The following is a 15831-nucleotide window of genomic DNA, read 5'->3' as shown; positions in this document are numbered from 1 at the left end:
TTTGTTAGCATTTACAGCAATGCCGTTAATGCTGGCAAAAAAGGTGCAATTATTGACATATGATTAGCCGCAAGTGCAATAAAATTCTTATACGCATCGGCTATATTTTCTGCTCTTGACGCTGCTTCCATTTCTCTTGTTGCTTCTATTAACTCCTTTTTAATATCAATGTCCGAGGACTCAATTGCTTCGATTATCTTTATGAAAACTTCACCTGAGTTATCAATATGTTGGGTGGTTTTGTGTGAATCTATAGCAATATTGCTATTCGTAACGTTGTTAATGTTAACACTGCTTGGGCTTTTATCTCTCATGGGGAGTCCATTCCCTAGTTTATATAAATCACTATTCTTCAAAAGCTCTAGCGTCTGTTTAACAGTTGACGCAAGATTAATTTGGTCATCAAACATCCCTAGCATTTGCCGAAATGACCACAAATTTAAACCAAGGTCTTTATGGGCTTGCTCGCCTTCTGATTTTATTTTATTTAAATCAGAATCAATCCAGGTTCCTTTAAACCGTTCTATTATTGAGGTCAGGGTTGGATAAGTAGTGAAATCAAAATTAATAGATTGGAGAGCATCTGACATGAAAAGAGGCATATCTCTCCCAGTTGCGCACACTTCTTCTATAGCGTACTTCTTCTGCTGATCCTCGATAGACCACACGCGACTAAAGTCTTCTTTGTTTTTCATGTGTGACCATCGGTCATCCATTGCACTGAATTCCTTGCCAATAGATATGAGCCTACTGATGAGACCTTCAACTTCTTGAAGATCTTTTCTAATTGTCATTTCGCTCTCATTTGCCATATGTGTCATTAATGCTAACAGTTTCTTGGACTGAATCTCGGTCCATCGTGATAGGCTGAATCCTGGTCCACCGTGATAGGCCGAATCGTCATATGACGGCTCCGCCCTGGCCTGATCGGCCGCCCTCGCGAGCTTCTGTCCCAGCCGCCTTGTCCCGAATATTCCAGTCGCCATCGTTCCTTCCCGACTCGGGCGGATTGTCGCTCGCTCAGGCTTGACCTGCCCGCATTGGTGCCACAACAGCAGCGAATCCAGTCTGCTCGCGGGATGCGGGCGCTGTTCTCGGGTCCGAACTTTTCGGAGGCTAGCCCAGAGCCGAACCGAATGCAATTCCCAGCTTTATCCGTAACTTACGACACATCCTGTAACTTGGACAGCAAAACGCACCACCCTCGTTCCAGCCTCCCGCATATCAAGGGGGCAGGAGAAGCGCACATTGTCAGCTTTTCTTTCACGTCCCTTGCGCTCTTTGCGGTCGGCTTTTCCCGCGCCGGCAGGGATCAGCGGCTCATCCGCACCACCTGCCGCCGCGGCCCCCAGTCACCGGGGCGGGCCTCGAAGACGCCAGCGATGGGGGTGGCGCAGTGGGCGCAGCGGCCTTCGGGGTCGAGGTGCCAGTCGCCGAGCTGGTACCAGTCGCGTTCGATGACCAGGCCGCCACAGTGCGGGCACCAGGTGCTCTGCCCCGCCTTGTCGTGCACGTTGCCGGTGTAGGCGTATTGCACACCGTTGCGCAGGGCGATCTCGCGGGCGCGCAGCAGGGTCTCGGGCGGGGTCGGCGGGTGCTCGAGCATCTTGTAGTCGGGGTGGAAGGCGGTGAAGTGCATGGGGACATCAGGCCCCAGGTGTTCAACCACCCAGCGGGTCATCTCATCGATCTCTTCGGGGCTGTCGTTCTCGCCGGGGATCAGCAGGGTGGTGAGTTCGAACCAGACATCCGTGTGATGCTTCAGGTACACGAGGGTATCGAGCACCGGTTGCAGATGGCCGCCGCAGATCTTGTGATAGAAGCGCTCGGTAAAGCCCTTGAGGTCCACGTTGGCCGCGTCCATGTGGGCAAAGAAGTCTTCGCGCGCGCCGGGCGAGACGTAACCGGCGGTGACCGCCACGGTCTTGAGGCCGCGCTCTCGGCAGGCCCGGGCCACGTCGACGGCGTATTCGAAAAAGATCACCGGGTCGTTGTAGGTGAAGGCCACGCTGCGGCAGCCGGTCTCTTCGGCCACCCGCGCGATGGCCTCGGGTGAAGCGGCGTCGGCCAGGGTGTCCATCTCGCGCGACTTGCTCATGTCCCAGTTCTGGCAGAACTTGCAGGCCAGGTTGCAGCCGGCGGTGCCGAAGGAGAACACTGGCGTACCCGGCAGGAAGTGATTGAGCGGCTTCTTTTCGATGGGATCGACCACGAAACCGCTGGACCGACCATAGGTGGTGAGTACCACCTGCCCGTCAAGGCAGCCACGCACGAAACACAGGCCACGCTGACCCTCGTGGAGCTTGCACTCGCGCGGGCAGACATCGCACTGCACCCGTCCATCGTCCAGCCGATGCCAGTAGTGGGTGGGCACCACCGAGGCACCGCTTTCGATCGGGAAGTCGCTCATGGTCGTTGAATCCTGGCGATGTGGTCCTATGTTGTTTATGGATACGTTTTGGAGAATTGCAAGTTGCGACAGATCCGGATGCCCAATGTCGCCGGCATGTTCTACCCCGCCGAACCCGAGCTGCTGGTGCGCACCCTGGACGAGATGCTGGGCAGGGCCCGGGTGCATGTGGAACCACCGCCGAAGGCCGTGATCGCACCGCACGCGGGCTATGTGTATTCGGGTCCGGTGGCGGCCAGTGCCTATGCCGCGCTGCGTCCGCTCGCCGGTCGCATCGAGCGGGTGGTGGTGCTGGCACCCTCGCACCGGGTGGCCTTCCGGGGCATTGCCGCCTCTACCGCCGAGGCCTTCCGCACCCCGCTGGGCGACATCCCGGTGGACAGCGAGGCGATCGAAGCTGCCACCCGGCTACCCGGCTACCCGGCTACCCGGCTACCCGGCTACCCGGCTACCCGGCTACCCGGCGTAGGCTACCTGGACGAGGCATTCGAGGGCGAGCATGCGCTCGAGGTGCAACTGCCCTTCCTGCAGCGGGTGCTGGGCGACTTCCGGCTGCTGCCCTTCATCGTGGGTGACGCCAACCCCGAAACCGTGGCGAACCTGCTGGATACGCTCTGGGGCGGCGACGAGACCCTGATCGTGATCAGCTCGGACCTGAGCCACTATCACGACTATGCCACCGCACGAAGCCTGGACGAACGCACCACGGCACGCATCGAGGCGCTGGACCTGCACATCGGCCACGACGATGCCTGTGGGAGTCGCCCCATCCGTGGACTGCTGCTGGCCGCGCGCAAACACGGGCTGCATGCCGAGACGCTGGATCTGCGCAATTCGGGGGATACCGCGGGTCCGCGCGACCGCGTGGTAGGGTATGGGGCCTATGTCTTCCACTGAATACGGCCACGAAGAACGCGCGCTGATGCTCGAGGTGGTGCGCGCGACCATCCGCGAGGGCCTGGCGCACGGACGACCGCTGCGGGTCGATCCGGCCGAGTTTCCCGAGCACCTGCAACATGAACGCGCCTGTTTCGTGACCCTGAACCGGCATGGCCAGTTGCGCGGTTGCATCGGGCATCTCGAGCCGATCCAGCCGCTGATTGCCGACGTGGCCGAAAACGCCTTCGCCGCCGCCTTTCGCGATCCGCGCTTCCCGCCCCTGCAAGCACACGAGACCAGGGGACTGGCGCTGCACATCTCGGTGCTCGGCGAGCCCGAGCCCATTGCCTTCGCTGACGAGGAAGACCTCTTGCGCCAGCTCCGCCCCGGCATCGACGGCTTGATCCTCGAGGCGCCGGGCGGCCATCGTGGCACTTTCCTGCCCTCGGTGTGGGAACAGCTGCCGGACCGCCGTGCGTTTCTCACCCACCTCAAGCTCAAAGCCGGGCTGCCTGCCGACTACCGCGACCCGCGGCTGCGCGCCTGGCGCTACACCACCGAGTCCTTCGCCGCGCCCTTCCGGTCGAGCAGCTCGAGCACCGCCTCGGCGGCCAGCCGGTCGGTGTCGACACGCAAAGACCGGTGGATCTCGCGATAGCGCGCCTGGATGTGCGCCACCTCGTCGGGTCGCTCGAAGAAGCGCAACACTGCCGGTGCCAGGCGCTCGGGGACACAGTCCCCCTGGATGAACTCCGGCGCCAGCCCCTCGCCCGCCAGCAGGTTGGCCATGGCGACATGCTCCAGGCGCACCAGCCGCAGGCCGCGCGCCAACCCGTAGGTGAGCGGATGCAGACGGTAGCCGACCACCATGGGCCGCTTGCTCAGCAGGGCCTCGAAGGTGGCGGTGCCCGAGGCGGTGAGCACCACATCGGCCGCGGCCAGCACCTCGCGGCTGTCGCCCACACTGGTCTCGATCGGCAGGCCGGGGGCGTGGCGCGCGATCAGCGCTTGCCACAGCGCGCCCTGCGCCTCACTGACCAGCGGGCTGAGCAGGCGCAGCCCCGGGCGTGCAGCCTGGACGCGCCGCGCGGTCTCGAGAAAGGGCTCGGCCAGGCGTTCCAGCTCGCTGCGCCGGCTGCCCGGCAGCACCGCCAGCACCGGCTGACCGTCGGCCAGGCCGCGCGCCGCGCGCGCCGCTGCACGGTCGGGATCGAGCGGCATGGCCTGCGCCAGGGTGTGCCCCACGTACACGGCCTGCACGCCGTGCGCGGCGAGAAAGTCCACCTCGAAGGGAAAGATGCTCAGCAGCAGATCGACGGCCTCGCGCAGGATCTTCACCCGGCCCTCGCGCCAGGCCCAGACGGTGGGACTGACATAGTGCACCGTGGGCACGCCCTGGCCGCGCAAGGCACGTTCGACCGCGAAGTTGAAATCGGGCGCATCCACGCCGATGAACAGGTCCGGCGGCTCGGCCTGCCATTGCCGGACCAGGCCACGGCGCAGGCGCAGCAGGCGCGGCAGATGCCGCAGTACCTCGGCCAGGCCCATCACCGAGAGCGACTCCATGGGCTCGAGCAGGCGCATGCCTTCTGCCTGCATGCGCGGCCCTCCCACGCCCTCGAAGACGATGTCGGGGCGCCGCTCGCGCAGGGCGCGCATCAGGCCGGCGCCCAGCAGGTCCCCGGAAGATTCGGCAGCGACGATGGCGATGCGCATCAGCGGATGCAGCTGCGCTCGCAGGCCCGCAGGAACTGAACGAAGCGCTGGATCTCGGGGTATTCACCCCACTCGGCCTCGATTCGCGAGACGGCATCCTTGACCAGCAGGTCGGAGCTGTACACCAGCCGGTAGGCCTGCTTGATGCGCGCGATCTGCTCACTGCCGAAGTCGCGCCGGCGCAGGCCCTCGAGGTTCAGCCCGCGCGCACGTGCCGGGTGCCCCGCCACCATCACGTAAGGCGGAACGCCCTTGGAGATGACGCTGCCCATGGCAGCGAAACTGTGCGCACCGATACGGCAGAACTGGTGCACGATGGCGAAACCACCGAGTATGGCCCAGTCGTCGAGGCGCACATGCCCGCCCAGCGAGGCGGCATTGGCCATGATCACGTGGCTGCCGATCTGGCAGTCATGGGCCACGTGGGTATAGGCCATGAACAGGTTGTCGTCGCCGATGCGGGTCACCCCGCCGTCCTGCACCGTGCCGCGGTGGATGGTGGCGAACTCACGGATGCGGTTACGGTCACCGATCTCCAGCCGCGTGGCCTCGCCCGCGTACTTCTTGTCCTGCGGGTCCTCGCCGATGGAGGAGAACTGGAAGATCTCGTTGTCGCGGCCGATACGCGTCTCGCCGCCGATCACCACGTGCGGGCCGATACGCGTGCCCGCCCCGATGGACACGCCGGGACCGATGATCGAGAAGGGGCCGATATGCACCCCCTCGTCAATCTCCGCCGCAGGGTCCACCACGGCGCGCGCGTCGATCATCTCAGAGGTCCCTGGCAGTACACATGATCTCGGCGCTGGCGCACACCGCGCCCTCCACCGTGGCCTTGCCCGAGAAGCTCCAGATCCCGCGCCGCACCTTCAGTACCTCGACCTCGAGTCGCAACTGCTCGCCGGGCACCACCGGGCGCTTGAAGCGCGCCTTGTCCACGCCCACCAGGTAATAGATCGCCTTGCCGCTGACATCCTCGGCATCCATCGCCAGCAGGCCGGTGGCCTGGGCCAGCGCCTCGATGATGAGCACCCCCGGCATCACCTGCTTCTCGGGGAAATGGCCCTGGAAGAAGGGCTCGTTGTAGGTGACGTTCTTGATGGCCACGATGCGCTTGCCGGTGTCGATCTCCACCACCCGGTCGACGAGCAGGAAAGGATAGCGATGCGGCAGCAGGCTGGTGATCTTCTGAATATCCATGACTGACATGATGACTCCCGGGGATTCTGGGCCGACCGGGGACTGCCCCGCCGGCGGATTATTCGTGTTCAGGAGGACTCGCCGTCCCCGTGTCTTTCCGCCAGGGCCTTCTCCAGGGCCTTGACCCGACGAAACAGGTCGTCGAGCTGCTTCAGGCGGGCAAAATTGCGACGCCATTGCTCGTGCGGTACCGCCGGCACGGTGCTGGTATAGAGCCCCGGCTTGCGCAACGAGCGGCTGACTGCGGTGAGACCCGAAACATGCACGCCATCGGCCAGCTCCAGGTGACCGGAGATACCGGCCTGGCCAGCCAGGGTGCAACCGGCACCGATGCGAGTGGAACCTGCGATGCCGACCTGTGCCGCCATGGCGGTATGGGCACCGACCTCGACATTGTGCGCGATCTGGATCTGGTTATCGAGCTTCACGCCGTCGTGCAGCACCGTGTCCTTCAGTGCGCCGCGATCGATCGTGGTGCCGGCGCCCACCTCCACGTCGTCACCCAGCACCACGCGGCCGAGCTGCGGGATCTTCACCCAGCGCTCGCCGTCACGGGCCAGGCCGAAACCGTCGGCCCCCAGCACGGCGCCGGGGTGGATCAGGCAACGCTGACCCATGCGCGTTCCGTCGCAGAGGGTAACACTGGCGACCAGCCGCGATCCCTTGCCGACTTCGCAATCCTTGCCGATCACGCAGTTGGGACCGATTTCCACGCCCTCGCCGATCACACTGCCGGCACCGATCACGCAGTGCGGCCCGATGTACGCGCTGGCATCGACCCGCGCCGAGGGATCGACCACCGCCGTAACATGAACCCCGGGTTCGGGTGGCGCCTTCGCCGTCAAGGCCGTGGCGGCCAGGGCATAGGCGAGCTGGGGATTGTCACTCACCAGCGCGTGGGTGGGACACTCGTCGGCTGCATCGGCATCCAGGATCACCACCGAGGTCCGGGTCTGCTTCAAGTAAGGCCGAAAGCGCTTCGAGGCCAGGAAGGCAAGCTGCCCCGGTTGCGCCTCGTCCAGCGAACCCACCGCCGACACGCGGCATTCGGGATCGCCGCGCAACTCGGCGCCCGTGATCTCCGCCAGCTCTGCCAGGCTATATTCCGGCATGCCTCAGTTCTTCTCGTCCATCATCGCCTGCAGACGCTCGAGTACCGTCTGCGTGATGTCGATGCGCGGCGACACCCAGATCACCCCGCTCTGGATGACCAGATCCAGCTTGCGATCCTGCGCCACCTGGGCGATCACCTCGTGCATGATGCGCGAGAAACGTTCCTCTTCCTCGCTGAAGCGCAACTGCTTGTCCTGCTCCAACTCGTCGCGCGCATGCTTGAACTTGAGCTTGCGCGCACTGATGTCGTTCTGCAGTCGCTGCTGCTGTTCCGCGGTGAGCCCCGTGCCCCTTGCCAGCTGCTCCTCGAGCAGCCGGATCTGCTTCTGCATCGCCGCCAGCCGCTGATCCCGCGCGCTGAACTCGGTGCGAATGCGCTCCTTGATCTGCGCCACCTGGGGAGCGTCCTGCAGCAGGCGCGTGGCATTCACATAGGCCACCGAGACCTCGGCAAGGGCTGCCGGGCTCGACAGGACCAGCACGACAAGAAGAGCGAGGAATTTTCGATGCAGCACGGGCAGACCTCAGAAAGTGGTACCGAAGGTGAACTGGAACTCCTCCGGCTCGTCCTGGTTGTCCTTCTTCAGGGGCTGGGCGAAGCTCATGGTCAGTGCGCCCACCGGCGACAGCCAGGCCAGGCCGACGCCGAAGGAGTAACGGAACTCCCCGGTGTCGAATCCCTTGCCCCCTTCAGTGTCGAACACCGAACCGGCGTCGAAGAAGGTCAGGAAACGCATGGTGTCACTGTACAGGGGCGACGGGAAATACAGCTCGGCATTGGCGATCACCCGGGCATTGCCGCCGATCGGGTCGCCGGTGCTGTCTCGCGGCCCCAGCGACAGGGCCTGGTAGCCCCGCACCGAGGTCGGGCCACCGGCAAAATAGTTCTGGAAGATGGGCAGTTGCGAGGTATCACCATAGGCCGCCCCGTAGGCCACCTCGCCGTTGAGCGAGAACACCAGGTCGCGGAACAGGGGCCAGTAGCGCCGATGCTTGTAGCCAACCTTGTAATAGGTGAGATCGCTGCCGGGCACGGTCATCTCGGCGGACAGGCGCTGGAAGGCGCCCTCGCTGGGGAACAGGGCATTGTCCCTCGAGTCGTGGCTCCAGCCCAGCGTGAGCTCGAAATCGAGATACCCGTTGCCTTCGGTGTTTTCCCAGTTGATGACCTCCAGCGGCGCCGCGGCCCCCCTCTGGAAATCGATGTGGTGCAGGGCCGCCCCGAAAGTGAAACGGTTGAATTCGTTGAGCGGGATGCCGAAGTGCACCCCCACGATGGCATCGTCGGTCTTGTAGTCGGCGGTGGACAGGTCGGCGAAGTCGGTCGAGCGATAGCTGAGGGTGAAACCGCGACTGATACCGTCCACCGTGTAGTAGGGATTGGTGTACGAGACCTCGTAACGCCGGTTGGCGGCACTGGTCTGCAAGGCGAGCGAAACCTTCTTGCCCGTCCCCAGGAAGTTTTCCTGCGAGATGCTGGCATTGAACACCACTCCGTCGGACTGCGAATAGCCCAGGCCGGCCAGCAACTGTCCGGAGGGCTTTTCGGTCACGTCCACGTTCACGTCCACCTGGTCGGGACTGCCCGGCACCGCCGGGGTTTCCACGTTGACCTTCTCGAAGTAGCCCGTGCGCTGCGCACGCTCGCGCGAGAGCTTGAGCTTCTCGCCCGAGAACCAGGCCGCCTCCATCTGGCGGAACTCGCGACGCACCACTTCGTCGCGGGTACGGGTGTTGCCCTTGATGTTGACGCGACGGACATAGACGCGCTTGCCCGGATCGACGAAATAGGTGATGGCGACGGTCTTCTTTTCTTCGTCGATCTCGGGAATGGCGTTGACGTTGGCGAAGGCATAGCCCTCGTCGGACAGCTTGGCGGAGATGCGCTCGCTGCTCTCGACCACCACCTTGCGATTGAACGGCTCGCCACGGCGCAGGTGGATCAGGGGAAAATAGTCCTCCGGCTTGCCGACATAATCCCCTGCCAGCTGGATGTCGGACAGCTTGTACACGTCCCCTTCGTGGATGTTGATGGTGACGTAGATGTCCTTCTTGTCCGGGGTGATGGTCACCTGGGTGGACTTGACCCGGAAGTTCACATAACCGCGATCCAGATACCAGGAACGCAGGGTCTCGAGATCGCCGGCGAGCTTCTGCCGCGAGTACTGGTCGTCCTTGGTGAAGCGCGAAAACCAGCCGCCGGTGCTCAGCTTGAACTGGTCGAGCAGATCCTCTTCGTCGAACGCCTTGTTGCCGACGATGTTGATGCCCCGGATACGCGCGGTCTCGCCCTCGACGATATCGATGTCGATGGCCACGCGGTTGCGCTCCAGCGGGGTCACCGTGGTCTTGAGCTTGACGCCATACTTGCCCTGGTTGAAGTACTGGCGTTCCAGTTCGCGCTCGATGCCATCGAGCACCGAGCGGTTGAAGGTCCGGCCTTCGGCCAGTCCCGCGTCCTTGAGGCCCTCCTTGAGCGCATCGGTCTCGATGGACTTGTTGCCGCTGAAGTTGATCTCGGCGATGGCGGGACGCTCGCTGACCACCACCACCAGCACGTCACCGTCGCGTTCCAGGCGCACGTCCTTGAAGAAACCGGTCTTGAACAAGGCGCGGATCACCTCGCCACTGCGCCGCTCGTCCAGGGTGTCGCCGGGCTTGACCGGGAGGTAGTTGAAGACCGTTCCGGCGGTGATCCGCTGCAGGCCCTCGACCCGGATGTCGGCGATGCGGAAACCGGCCGCCCAGGCGAGCTGGGCACTCAACAGCCAGACCAGAAAAGCGACACGTCTGGAAGATCCCCTCATCGTCTCCATCCTTATCACGGGTTCTGTTATCAGGTTTCGCCACGCCCGGACGCAGCACGAGCGCCACATTATAAAGGAACCGCCGAACAAGTCATGGCAGGAAGGGAACCACGGCCTGTAGCTCGGGGAGGAGGATGAGCAGGCTGCTGATGGGCACGGCCCTTCGGGCCTTTGCCCTCCCCAAGATGTTGGACAGGTCGAACGATGGGGCAGGATGGGCAAAGGCGCATCGCGCCGTGCCCATCAAAGGCCGCTACCCGAAGAGGCGCACGATATCCACGTAGAAGGCCACGAACATCAACGCCACCAACATGGCTATGCCGATGCGCTGACCGTACTCCAGCCAACGCTCGGGCAGCGGCCCGCCACGCACCGCCTCGATCAGGAAATACAGCAGGTGCCCGCCGTCGAGCACCGGCACCGGCAACAGGTTGATCACCCCCAGGCTGATGCTGACGATGGCCAGAAAGCGCAGGAAGGACACCAGGCCGTGGCTGGCCGTCTTGCCCGCCGCATCAGCGATGCTGAGCGGCCCGCTGAGGTTCTGGATAGATGCCTCGCCGGTCAGTATCCGCCAGATCACCTTGAGCGTGAGCACGCTGTATTGCAGGGTCCTTCCCGCGGCCTCGGGCAGGGCCTCCAGCGGCCCCAGCCGGTACTCTACCCTCCAGCGCGAAAGCACGGCCTCGTCCAATGGCTGGTTGACCGCACCGATACGCCCGATCTCGCGATCACCCTGCTGGCGGCGGGCCGGGATCACTGTCAACGCCAGCTCACGCCCCGCACGCTCGATACGCAGGTGGATCGGCTGCCCCGGGCGCGCCTGCACATAGCGCACCCAGTCGCCCCAGTCGTCGATCGTCTGGCCGTCGGCATCGAGGATACGGTCTCCCGGATGGATGCCGGCCTGCGCGGCCGCCTCGCCCGGCAACACCTCGCCGAACACCGGCGGCACCACCGGCCGGTCGGGCCGGATGCCCAAGGTCTGGAGCAAGTCCGGTTGTGAAGCGGGATCGCCCACCGTACCGGCCGGCAACCGGTGCTCGCGCTCCTCGCCCGAGGGCAGGCGCCCACGCAGGTGCAGCGGCTTGTCGGACAGGGTCGACCCGGCCAGCGCCTGCAATACCTGCCCCCAGGTCGGCGTGCGCTCGCCGGCGACCGCGACGATCTCCTCGCCGGAGACCAGGCCGGCCTGCGCCGCCGGCGTCCCCGGCAGCACGTCGCCGATCAGCGGACGCGCACCGATCTCGCCGAGCACCAGAATGGCCCAGAAGGCAACGATGGCAAACAGGAAATTGAACAGCGGACCGGCCAGCACCACCGCCGAACGCACCCACAGGGGCTTGCGGTCGAAGGCGCGGTGCGCTTCGTCCGGGGGCACCTCGTCCTCGCGGCCGTCGAGCATGCGCACATAGCCGCCCAACGGGATGGCCGCGATCACGTATTCGGTGTCGTCGCGCCGTCCGCGCCAGGTCTTGAGCGGGCGTCCGAAACCGATGGAGAAACGCAGCACCTTCACGCCCAGACGGCGCGCCACCCAGAAGTGGCCGAACTCGTGCACCGTCACCAGGATGCCGATGGCGACGATGAAGGCCAGCAGCTTGAGCAGGAATCCGTCCATGCCCCTCAGACCCGATCGGCGACCAGGCGTTCCGCGACCCGCCGGGCCTCGGCGTCCACCGCCATCAGGCCCTCCAGCGAGTCGATGTCACCCGCGGTGACCTGCGCCAGGGTGTCCTCGATCAGGCGCGGTATCTCGGTAAAGCCAAGGTGATGATCCAGGAAGTGCGCCACCGCCACCTCGTTCGCGGCGTTCAGCACCGCGGGGGCGACACCGCCGGCGCGCACCGCATCGAAGGCCAGGCGCAGGCAGGGAAAGCGTTCGAGATCCGGCGGCTCGAAGTCCAGGCGTGCCACCGCGAACAGGTCGAGCGGCGCCACGCCCGATGCCTGCCGCTCCGGCCAGGCCAGGGCGTGCGCGATGGGCGTGCGCATGTCGGGGTTGCCGAGCTGGGCAAGCACCGAACCGTCCACGTATTCGACCAGCGAATGAATCACGCTCTGCGGGTGCACGACCACTTCGATACGCTCGGGTTCGGCTTCGAACAACCAGCGCGCCTCGATGACTTCCAGCCCCTTGTTCATCAGGGTGGCCGAGTCCACCGAGATCTTGCGTCCCATGTCCCAGTTGGGGTGGGCACAGGCCTCTTCCGGCGTGACCTGCGCCAGTTCGGCAGCCGGCCGGGTGCGGAAGGGCCCACCCGAGGCAGTGAGCAGGATACGCCGCACCCCGGCCCGGTCCAGCCCCTCGCGGAAGTTCGGCGGCATGCACTGGAAGATGGCGTTGTGCTCCGAGTCGATGGGCAATATCTCTGCACCGTGCGCATGGACCTCCTGCATGAACAGGGCACCGGCCACCACCAGTGCCTCCTTGTTGGCCAGCAGGATACGTTTGCCGGCGCGCACCGCCGCCAGGGCCGGTTGCAGGCCGGCGGCGCCGACGATGGCCGCCATCACCTGGTCGGCATCGGGATGCTCGGCCGCACGGATCACACCCTCCGCGCCGCCCAGCACCTCGATCTCGGGCGCCGCCTCGCGCAGGCGTTCGGCGAGGCGCGCTGCCGCATCCGTGTCGGCCATGGCGGCCAGTGCGGGACGAAATTGCAGGCACTGTGCGAACAGGCGATCCACGTCGCTGTTGGCAGCCAGCGCCACGACCCGGTAACGGTCGGCATGGCGCGCCAGCACGTCCAGGGTGCTCAGGCCGATGGAGCCCGTGGAACCGAGCACGACGATGCCGCTCATCCCGGAGTCTCCAGCCATTGCAGTCCCAGTGCAAACAGGGGCGCGGCGGCGATCAGGCTGTCGATGCGGTCGAGCACGCCGCCGTGCCCCGGCAGCAGGGTGCCGCTATCCTTGAGCCCGACCTGGCGCTTGAGCAGGCTCTCCCAGAGATCGCCACCGATCGAGACCAGCGTGGTGAGCAGGCACAGACCAAGCAGGGAAAGCAGCGGCACCGGGGCCAGCCCCAGGCGGTCGAACGCCAGACCACAGAGCACGGCACCGGCCAGGCCACCGGCCGCGCCTTCCCAGGTCTTGCCTGGGCTGACCTGCGGCGAGAGCTTGTGGCGACCGAAGGCCCGCCCGGCGAAGTAGGCCCCGGAATCGGCCACCCAGATGAGCACCAACAGGAACAGCAGCAGGGCCGGCCCCTGCCCGCCCCAGCCATGCAGGGCCATCACCGCCAACCAGGCCACCACCAGCTGCGCGGCACCAAGCACCAGGATCAGGGGACGCACACCGGCCACCGCCTCCAGCGGGCGACGCCAGGCGAACAGCACCAGGGAGGCGGGCAGCCAGAAGCAGATCGCCCCCAGCTGCAACCAGCGGTCACGCACCGGGTCGGGCCAGAGATACAAGGCCAGCAGGCACAGTCCCACGACACCGACATAGCCTGCCTGCACCGGCCAGGCCCGCAACCCACCGAGCCGCGCCATCTCGCGCGCGCCGAGCAGCACGAAGCCACCGAAGACCAGCGCCAGCCCCTGCCGCGAGGCGAGCAGCACCCCGGCCACGACCAGCGGCACCAGGACCAGGGCAGTGAGCACGCGTTGCAGCAACATCAGCCGGTGTTCGCCTTGTCGAGCTGCTCGCTGGCCTGGCCAAAACGACGCTCGCGCCGCGCGTATTCACTCAACGCCTCGGCAAAGGTTTCCTTGTCGAAATCGGGCCACAGCACGGGGGTGAAATAGAGTTCGGAATAGGCGCAGTGCCAGAGCAGGAAGTTGCTGATGCGCTGTTCGCCACCGGTGCGGATGAACAGATCGGGATCGGGCACATCCCCAAAGGCGGTGGCGCGGGCAAAGCAGGCCTCGTCGATGTCCGCGGGGTCCAGCTCGCCGCTGGCAACCTGCTGGGCCAGGCGGCGCGCGGCCTGGGTGATGTCCCAGCGGCCGCCGTAATTGGCTGCGATCTGTAACAGCAGGCCGTCGTTGTCGGCGGTGCGCGCCTCGGCCTCGGCGATCTGGCGCTGCAACTTCTGGGGGAAGGCACTGGTCTCGCCGATCACACGCAGGCGGATGTTGTTCTTGTCCAGCTTGCAGATCTCACGCCCCAGCGCGACCATGAACAGTTCCATGAGCATGTCCACCTCGCTGCGCGGGCGGCGCCAGTTCTCGCTGGAGAAGGCGAACAGGGTCAGGATCTCAGTGCCATGCTCCACACAGGCTTCGATGACCCGGCGCACCGATTCCACACCGGCGCGGTGACCGGCATGCCGAGGCTGCCCCCGTTGGCGCGCCCAGCGCCCGTTGCCGTCCATGATGATCGCCACATGGCGCGGGATGCACCCGGCGCCGTCAGGGAGGTCTCCCTTGCTCTCGCTTCCTGCCACACGTTCCTCGTGGTCTGTTCAGACAGACATCAGATCGGCTTCTTTCTTGGCCATCAGTTCGTCGATCTCCTTGACGTGCTGGTCGGTCAGCTTCTGGATGATCTCCTGACCACGACGTTCGTCATCCTCGGAGATGAGTTTTTCCTTGACCAGTTCCTTGAGGCTGCTGTTGGCGTCGCGCCGAATGTTGCGCACCGCCACCCTCGCCTGCTCGGCCTCCTGGCGCACGATGCGCGTCATGTCGCGACGGCGCTCCTCGGTGAGCGGCGGGATGGGCAGACGGATCATGGTGCCAGCGGTGTTCGGCGTCACCCCGAGATTGGACTCGAGGATAGCCTTCTCCACTGCGCTCACCATGTTCTGCTCATAGGGCTGCACGGTCAGGGTACGACCATCCTCGACGCCCACGTTGGCCACCTGGCGCAGCGGCGTCTCGGCCCCATAGTAGTTGACCGTGATGTGATCCAGCATGCTGGGATGGGCGCGGCCGGTGCGGATCTTGGCCAGGTTCTCGGCCAGCGCCTCGACGCTCTTGGCCATGCGCGCTGCCGCGTCCTTCTTGATGTCGTCGATCATGCGTCGTCTCCAGTTACCAGGGTACCGACCGACTCGCCCCGCATCACGCGCTGGAGGGCGCCCGGTTCATTGATGTTCATCACCCGCAGGGGCATGCCCTGCTCCTTGCACAGGACCACGCCGGTGGCATCCATCACGCCCAGCCCCTCGGCGAGCACGCGATCGTAGCTCAGGCGTGGGTAGAAGGTGGCGTCGGGGTGCTTGACCGGATCGGCCGAATAGACCCCGTCGACCTTGGTTGCCTTGATCATCAGGTCCGCACCGATCTCGATGGCACGCAGGCTGGCCGCCGAGTCGGTGGTGAAGAAGGGGTTGCCGGTGCCGCCGGAGAGCAGCACCACGCGGCCGGCCTCGAGATGCGCCACCGCGCGATCACGGCTGTAGTGTTCGCAGACGGTGTCGATGCGGAAGGCCGAGAGGGTGCGCGCCTCGATACCCTCGCGCAGCAGGCGGTCCTGCATGGCCAGGGCGTTCATCACCGTGGCCAGCATGCCGATCTGGTCGCCGCGCACCCGATCGAAGCCGCCGCCGGCCAGACCGGCACCACGGAAGATGTTGCCGCCACCGATCACCACCCCGATCTGCATCCCCTCGCGCACCGCGCCGGCGATCTCGCCGGCCACCCGGCCCAGCACCTCCGGGTCGATACCGAAATCGCCCGCGCCCATCAGGGCCTCGCCGCTGAGCTTCAGCAGAATACGTCGGGGAGGATGCGGGTCTGACATGGTCCGATGACT

Annotated in this window: 16 protein-coding genes; 2 read left to right on the top strand and 14 right to left on the bottom strand. The window is 65.0% G+C overall.

Annotated features, from left to right (window positions below; translation table 11 throughout):
• Nucleotides 1-11: 11 nt before the first annotated feature.
• Nucleotides 12-812: a hypothetical protein gene (locus EBS_RS13860; protein ID WP_148307638.1), complete on the bottom strand. Its 801-nt coding sequence runs from the start codon at nucleotides 810-812 to the stop codon at nucleotides 12-14.
• Nucleotides 813-1312: 500 nt separating this feature from the next.
• The gene (gene amrS / locus EBS_RS03805; protein WP_043107417.1) at nucleotides 1313-2410 is read right to left on the bottom strand and encodes an AmmeMemoRadiSam system radical SAM enzyme; all 1098 of its coding nucleotides are present in this window, start codon (nucleotides 2408-2410) and stop codon (nucleotides 1313-1315) included.
• Nucleotides 2411-2488: 78 nt separating this feature from the next.
• Between amrS and amrB the strand changes: the two genes are divergently transcribed.
• Together amrB and amrA are read left to right on the top strand one after the other, a co-directional pair.
• Entirely contained in the window at nucleotides 2489-3307 is an 819-nt protein-coding gene (gene amrB, locus EBS_RS03800) for an AmmeMemoRadiSam system protein B (protein WP_043107415.1), read from the top strand.
• Nucleotides 3294-3947 carry an AmmeMemoRadiSam system protein A gene (gene amrA / locus EBS_RS03795; protein ID WP_070104714.1) on the top strand — a complete coding sequence of 218 codons (654 nt, stop codon included), beginning with the start codon at nucleotides 3294-3296 and terminating at the stop codon, nucleotides 3945-3947. The genes amrB and amrA overlap by 14 nt, the downstream gene beginning before the upstream one ends.
• Here amrA and lpxB read toward each other — a convergent pair.
• The 12 genes from lpxB to pyrH all read right to left on the bottom strand — a co-directional run bounded on the left by lpxB (nucleotide 3839) and on the right by pyrH (nucleotide 15819).
• Entirely contained in the window at nucleotides 3839-5005 is a 1167-nt protein-coding gene (lpxB, locus tag EBS_RS03790) for a lipid-A-disaccharide synthase (RefSeq protein WP_043107414.1), read from the bottom strand. The two genes, amrA and lpxB, sit on opposite strands and share 109 nt — an antisense overlap.
• The gene (gene lpxA / locus EBS_RS03785) at nucleotides 5005-5775 is read right to left on the bottom strand and encodes an acyl-ACP--UDP-N-acetylglucosamine O-acyltransferase (RefSeq protein ID WP_043107413.1); all 771 of its coding nucleotides are present in this window, start codon (nucleotides 5773-5775) and stop codon (nucleotides 5005-5007) included. Before lpxA ends, lpxB begins: the two co-directional genes overlap by 1 nt.
• 1 nt (nucleotide 5776) lies before the next feature.
• On the bottom strand, nucleotides 5777-6205 hold the full coding sequence (gene fabZ, locus EBS_RS03780) for a 3-hydroxyacyl-ACP dehydratase FabZ (protein ID WP_043107412.1): 429 nt from the start codon (nucleotides 6203-6205) through the stop codon (nucleotides 5777-5779).
• Nucleotides 6206-6273: 68 nt separating this feature from the next.
• Nucleotides 6274-7317: a UDP-3-O-(3-hydroxymyristoyl)glucosamine N-acyltransferase gene (gene lpxD, locus EBS_RS03775; protein ID WP_043107411.1), complete on the bottom strand. Its 1044-nt coding sequence runs from the start codon at nucleotides 7315-7317 to the stop codon at nucleotides 6274-6276.
• A 3-nt stretch (nucleotides 7318-7320) separates the two neighbouring features.
• Nucleotides 7321-7833 (bottom strand): OmpH family outer membrane protein, encoded by a 513-nt coding sequence (locus EBS_RS03770; RefSeq protein ID WP_171816173.1) that lies wholly within the window; start codon nucleotides 7831-7833, stop codon nucleotides 7321-7323.
• A gap of 9 nt (nucleotides 7834-7842) precedes the next feature.
• Entirely contained in the window at nucleotides 7843-10125 is a 2283-nt protein-coding gene (bamA, locus tag EBS_RS03765; protein ID WP_231892839.1) for an outer membrane protein assembly factor BamA, read from the bottom strand.
• A 253-nt stretch (nucleotides 10126-10378) separates the two neighbouring features.
• Nucleotides 10379-11746, bottom strand: coding sequence for an RIP metalloprotease RseP (rseP, locus tag EBS_RS03760; RefSeq protein ID WP_043107407.1), 1368 nt, complete (start codon nucleotides 11744-11746; stop codon nucleotides 10379-10381).
• A 5-nt stretch (nucleotides 11747-11751) separates the two neighbouring features.
• Nucleotides 11752-12930, bottom strand: a complete 1179-nt coding sequence (gene ispC, locus EBS_RS03755) for a 1-deoxy-D-xylulose-5-phosphate reductoisomerase (protein ID WP_043107404.1) — start codon at nucleotides 12928-12930, stop codon at nucleotides 11752-11754.
• Nucleotides 12927-13748 (bottom strand): phosphatidate cytidylyltransferase, encoded by an 822-nt coding sequence (locus EBS_RS03750; RefSeq protein WP_043107402.1) that lies wholly within the window; start codon nucleotides 13746-13748, stop codon nucleotides 12927-12929. The genes ispC and EBS_RS03750 overlap by 4 nt, the downstream gene beginning before the upstream one ends.
• Nucleotides 13748-14518, bottom strand: coding sequence for an isoprenyl transferase (locus EBS_RS03745; protein WP_081999797.1), 771 nt, complete (start codon nucleotides 14516-14518; stop codon nucleotides 13748-13750). Before EBS_RS03745 ends, EBS_RS03750 begins: the two co-directional genes overlap by 1 nt.
• Before the next feature lie 18 nt (nucleotides 14519-14536).
• The gene (gene frr, locus EBS_RS03740) at nucleotides 14537-15094 is read right to left on the bottom strand and encodes a ribosome recycling factor (protein ID WP_043107401.1); all 558 of its coding nucleotides are present in this window, start codon (nucleotides 15092-15094) and stop codon (nucleotides 14537-14539) included.
• A complete protein-coding gene (gene pyrH / locus EBS_RS03735; protein ID WP_043107400.1) occupies nucleotides 15091-15819 on the bottom strand; it encodes a UMP kinase in 729 nt (242 codons plus the stop codon). Before pyrH ends, frr begins: the two co-directional genes overlap by 4 nt.
• Nucleotides 15820-15831: the final 12 nt, after the last annotated feature.

It is taken from the genome of endosymbiont of unidentified scaly snail isolate Monju (genome assembly GCF_000801295.1).
Classification (GTDB): domain Bacteria; phylum Pseudomonadota; class Gammaproteobacteria; order Chromatiales; family Chromatiaceae; genus MONJU.
The sequence above is the reverse complement of the archived record's forward strand: the minus strand, read 5'-3'. Positions and strand labels throughout refer to the sequence as shown.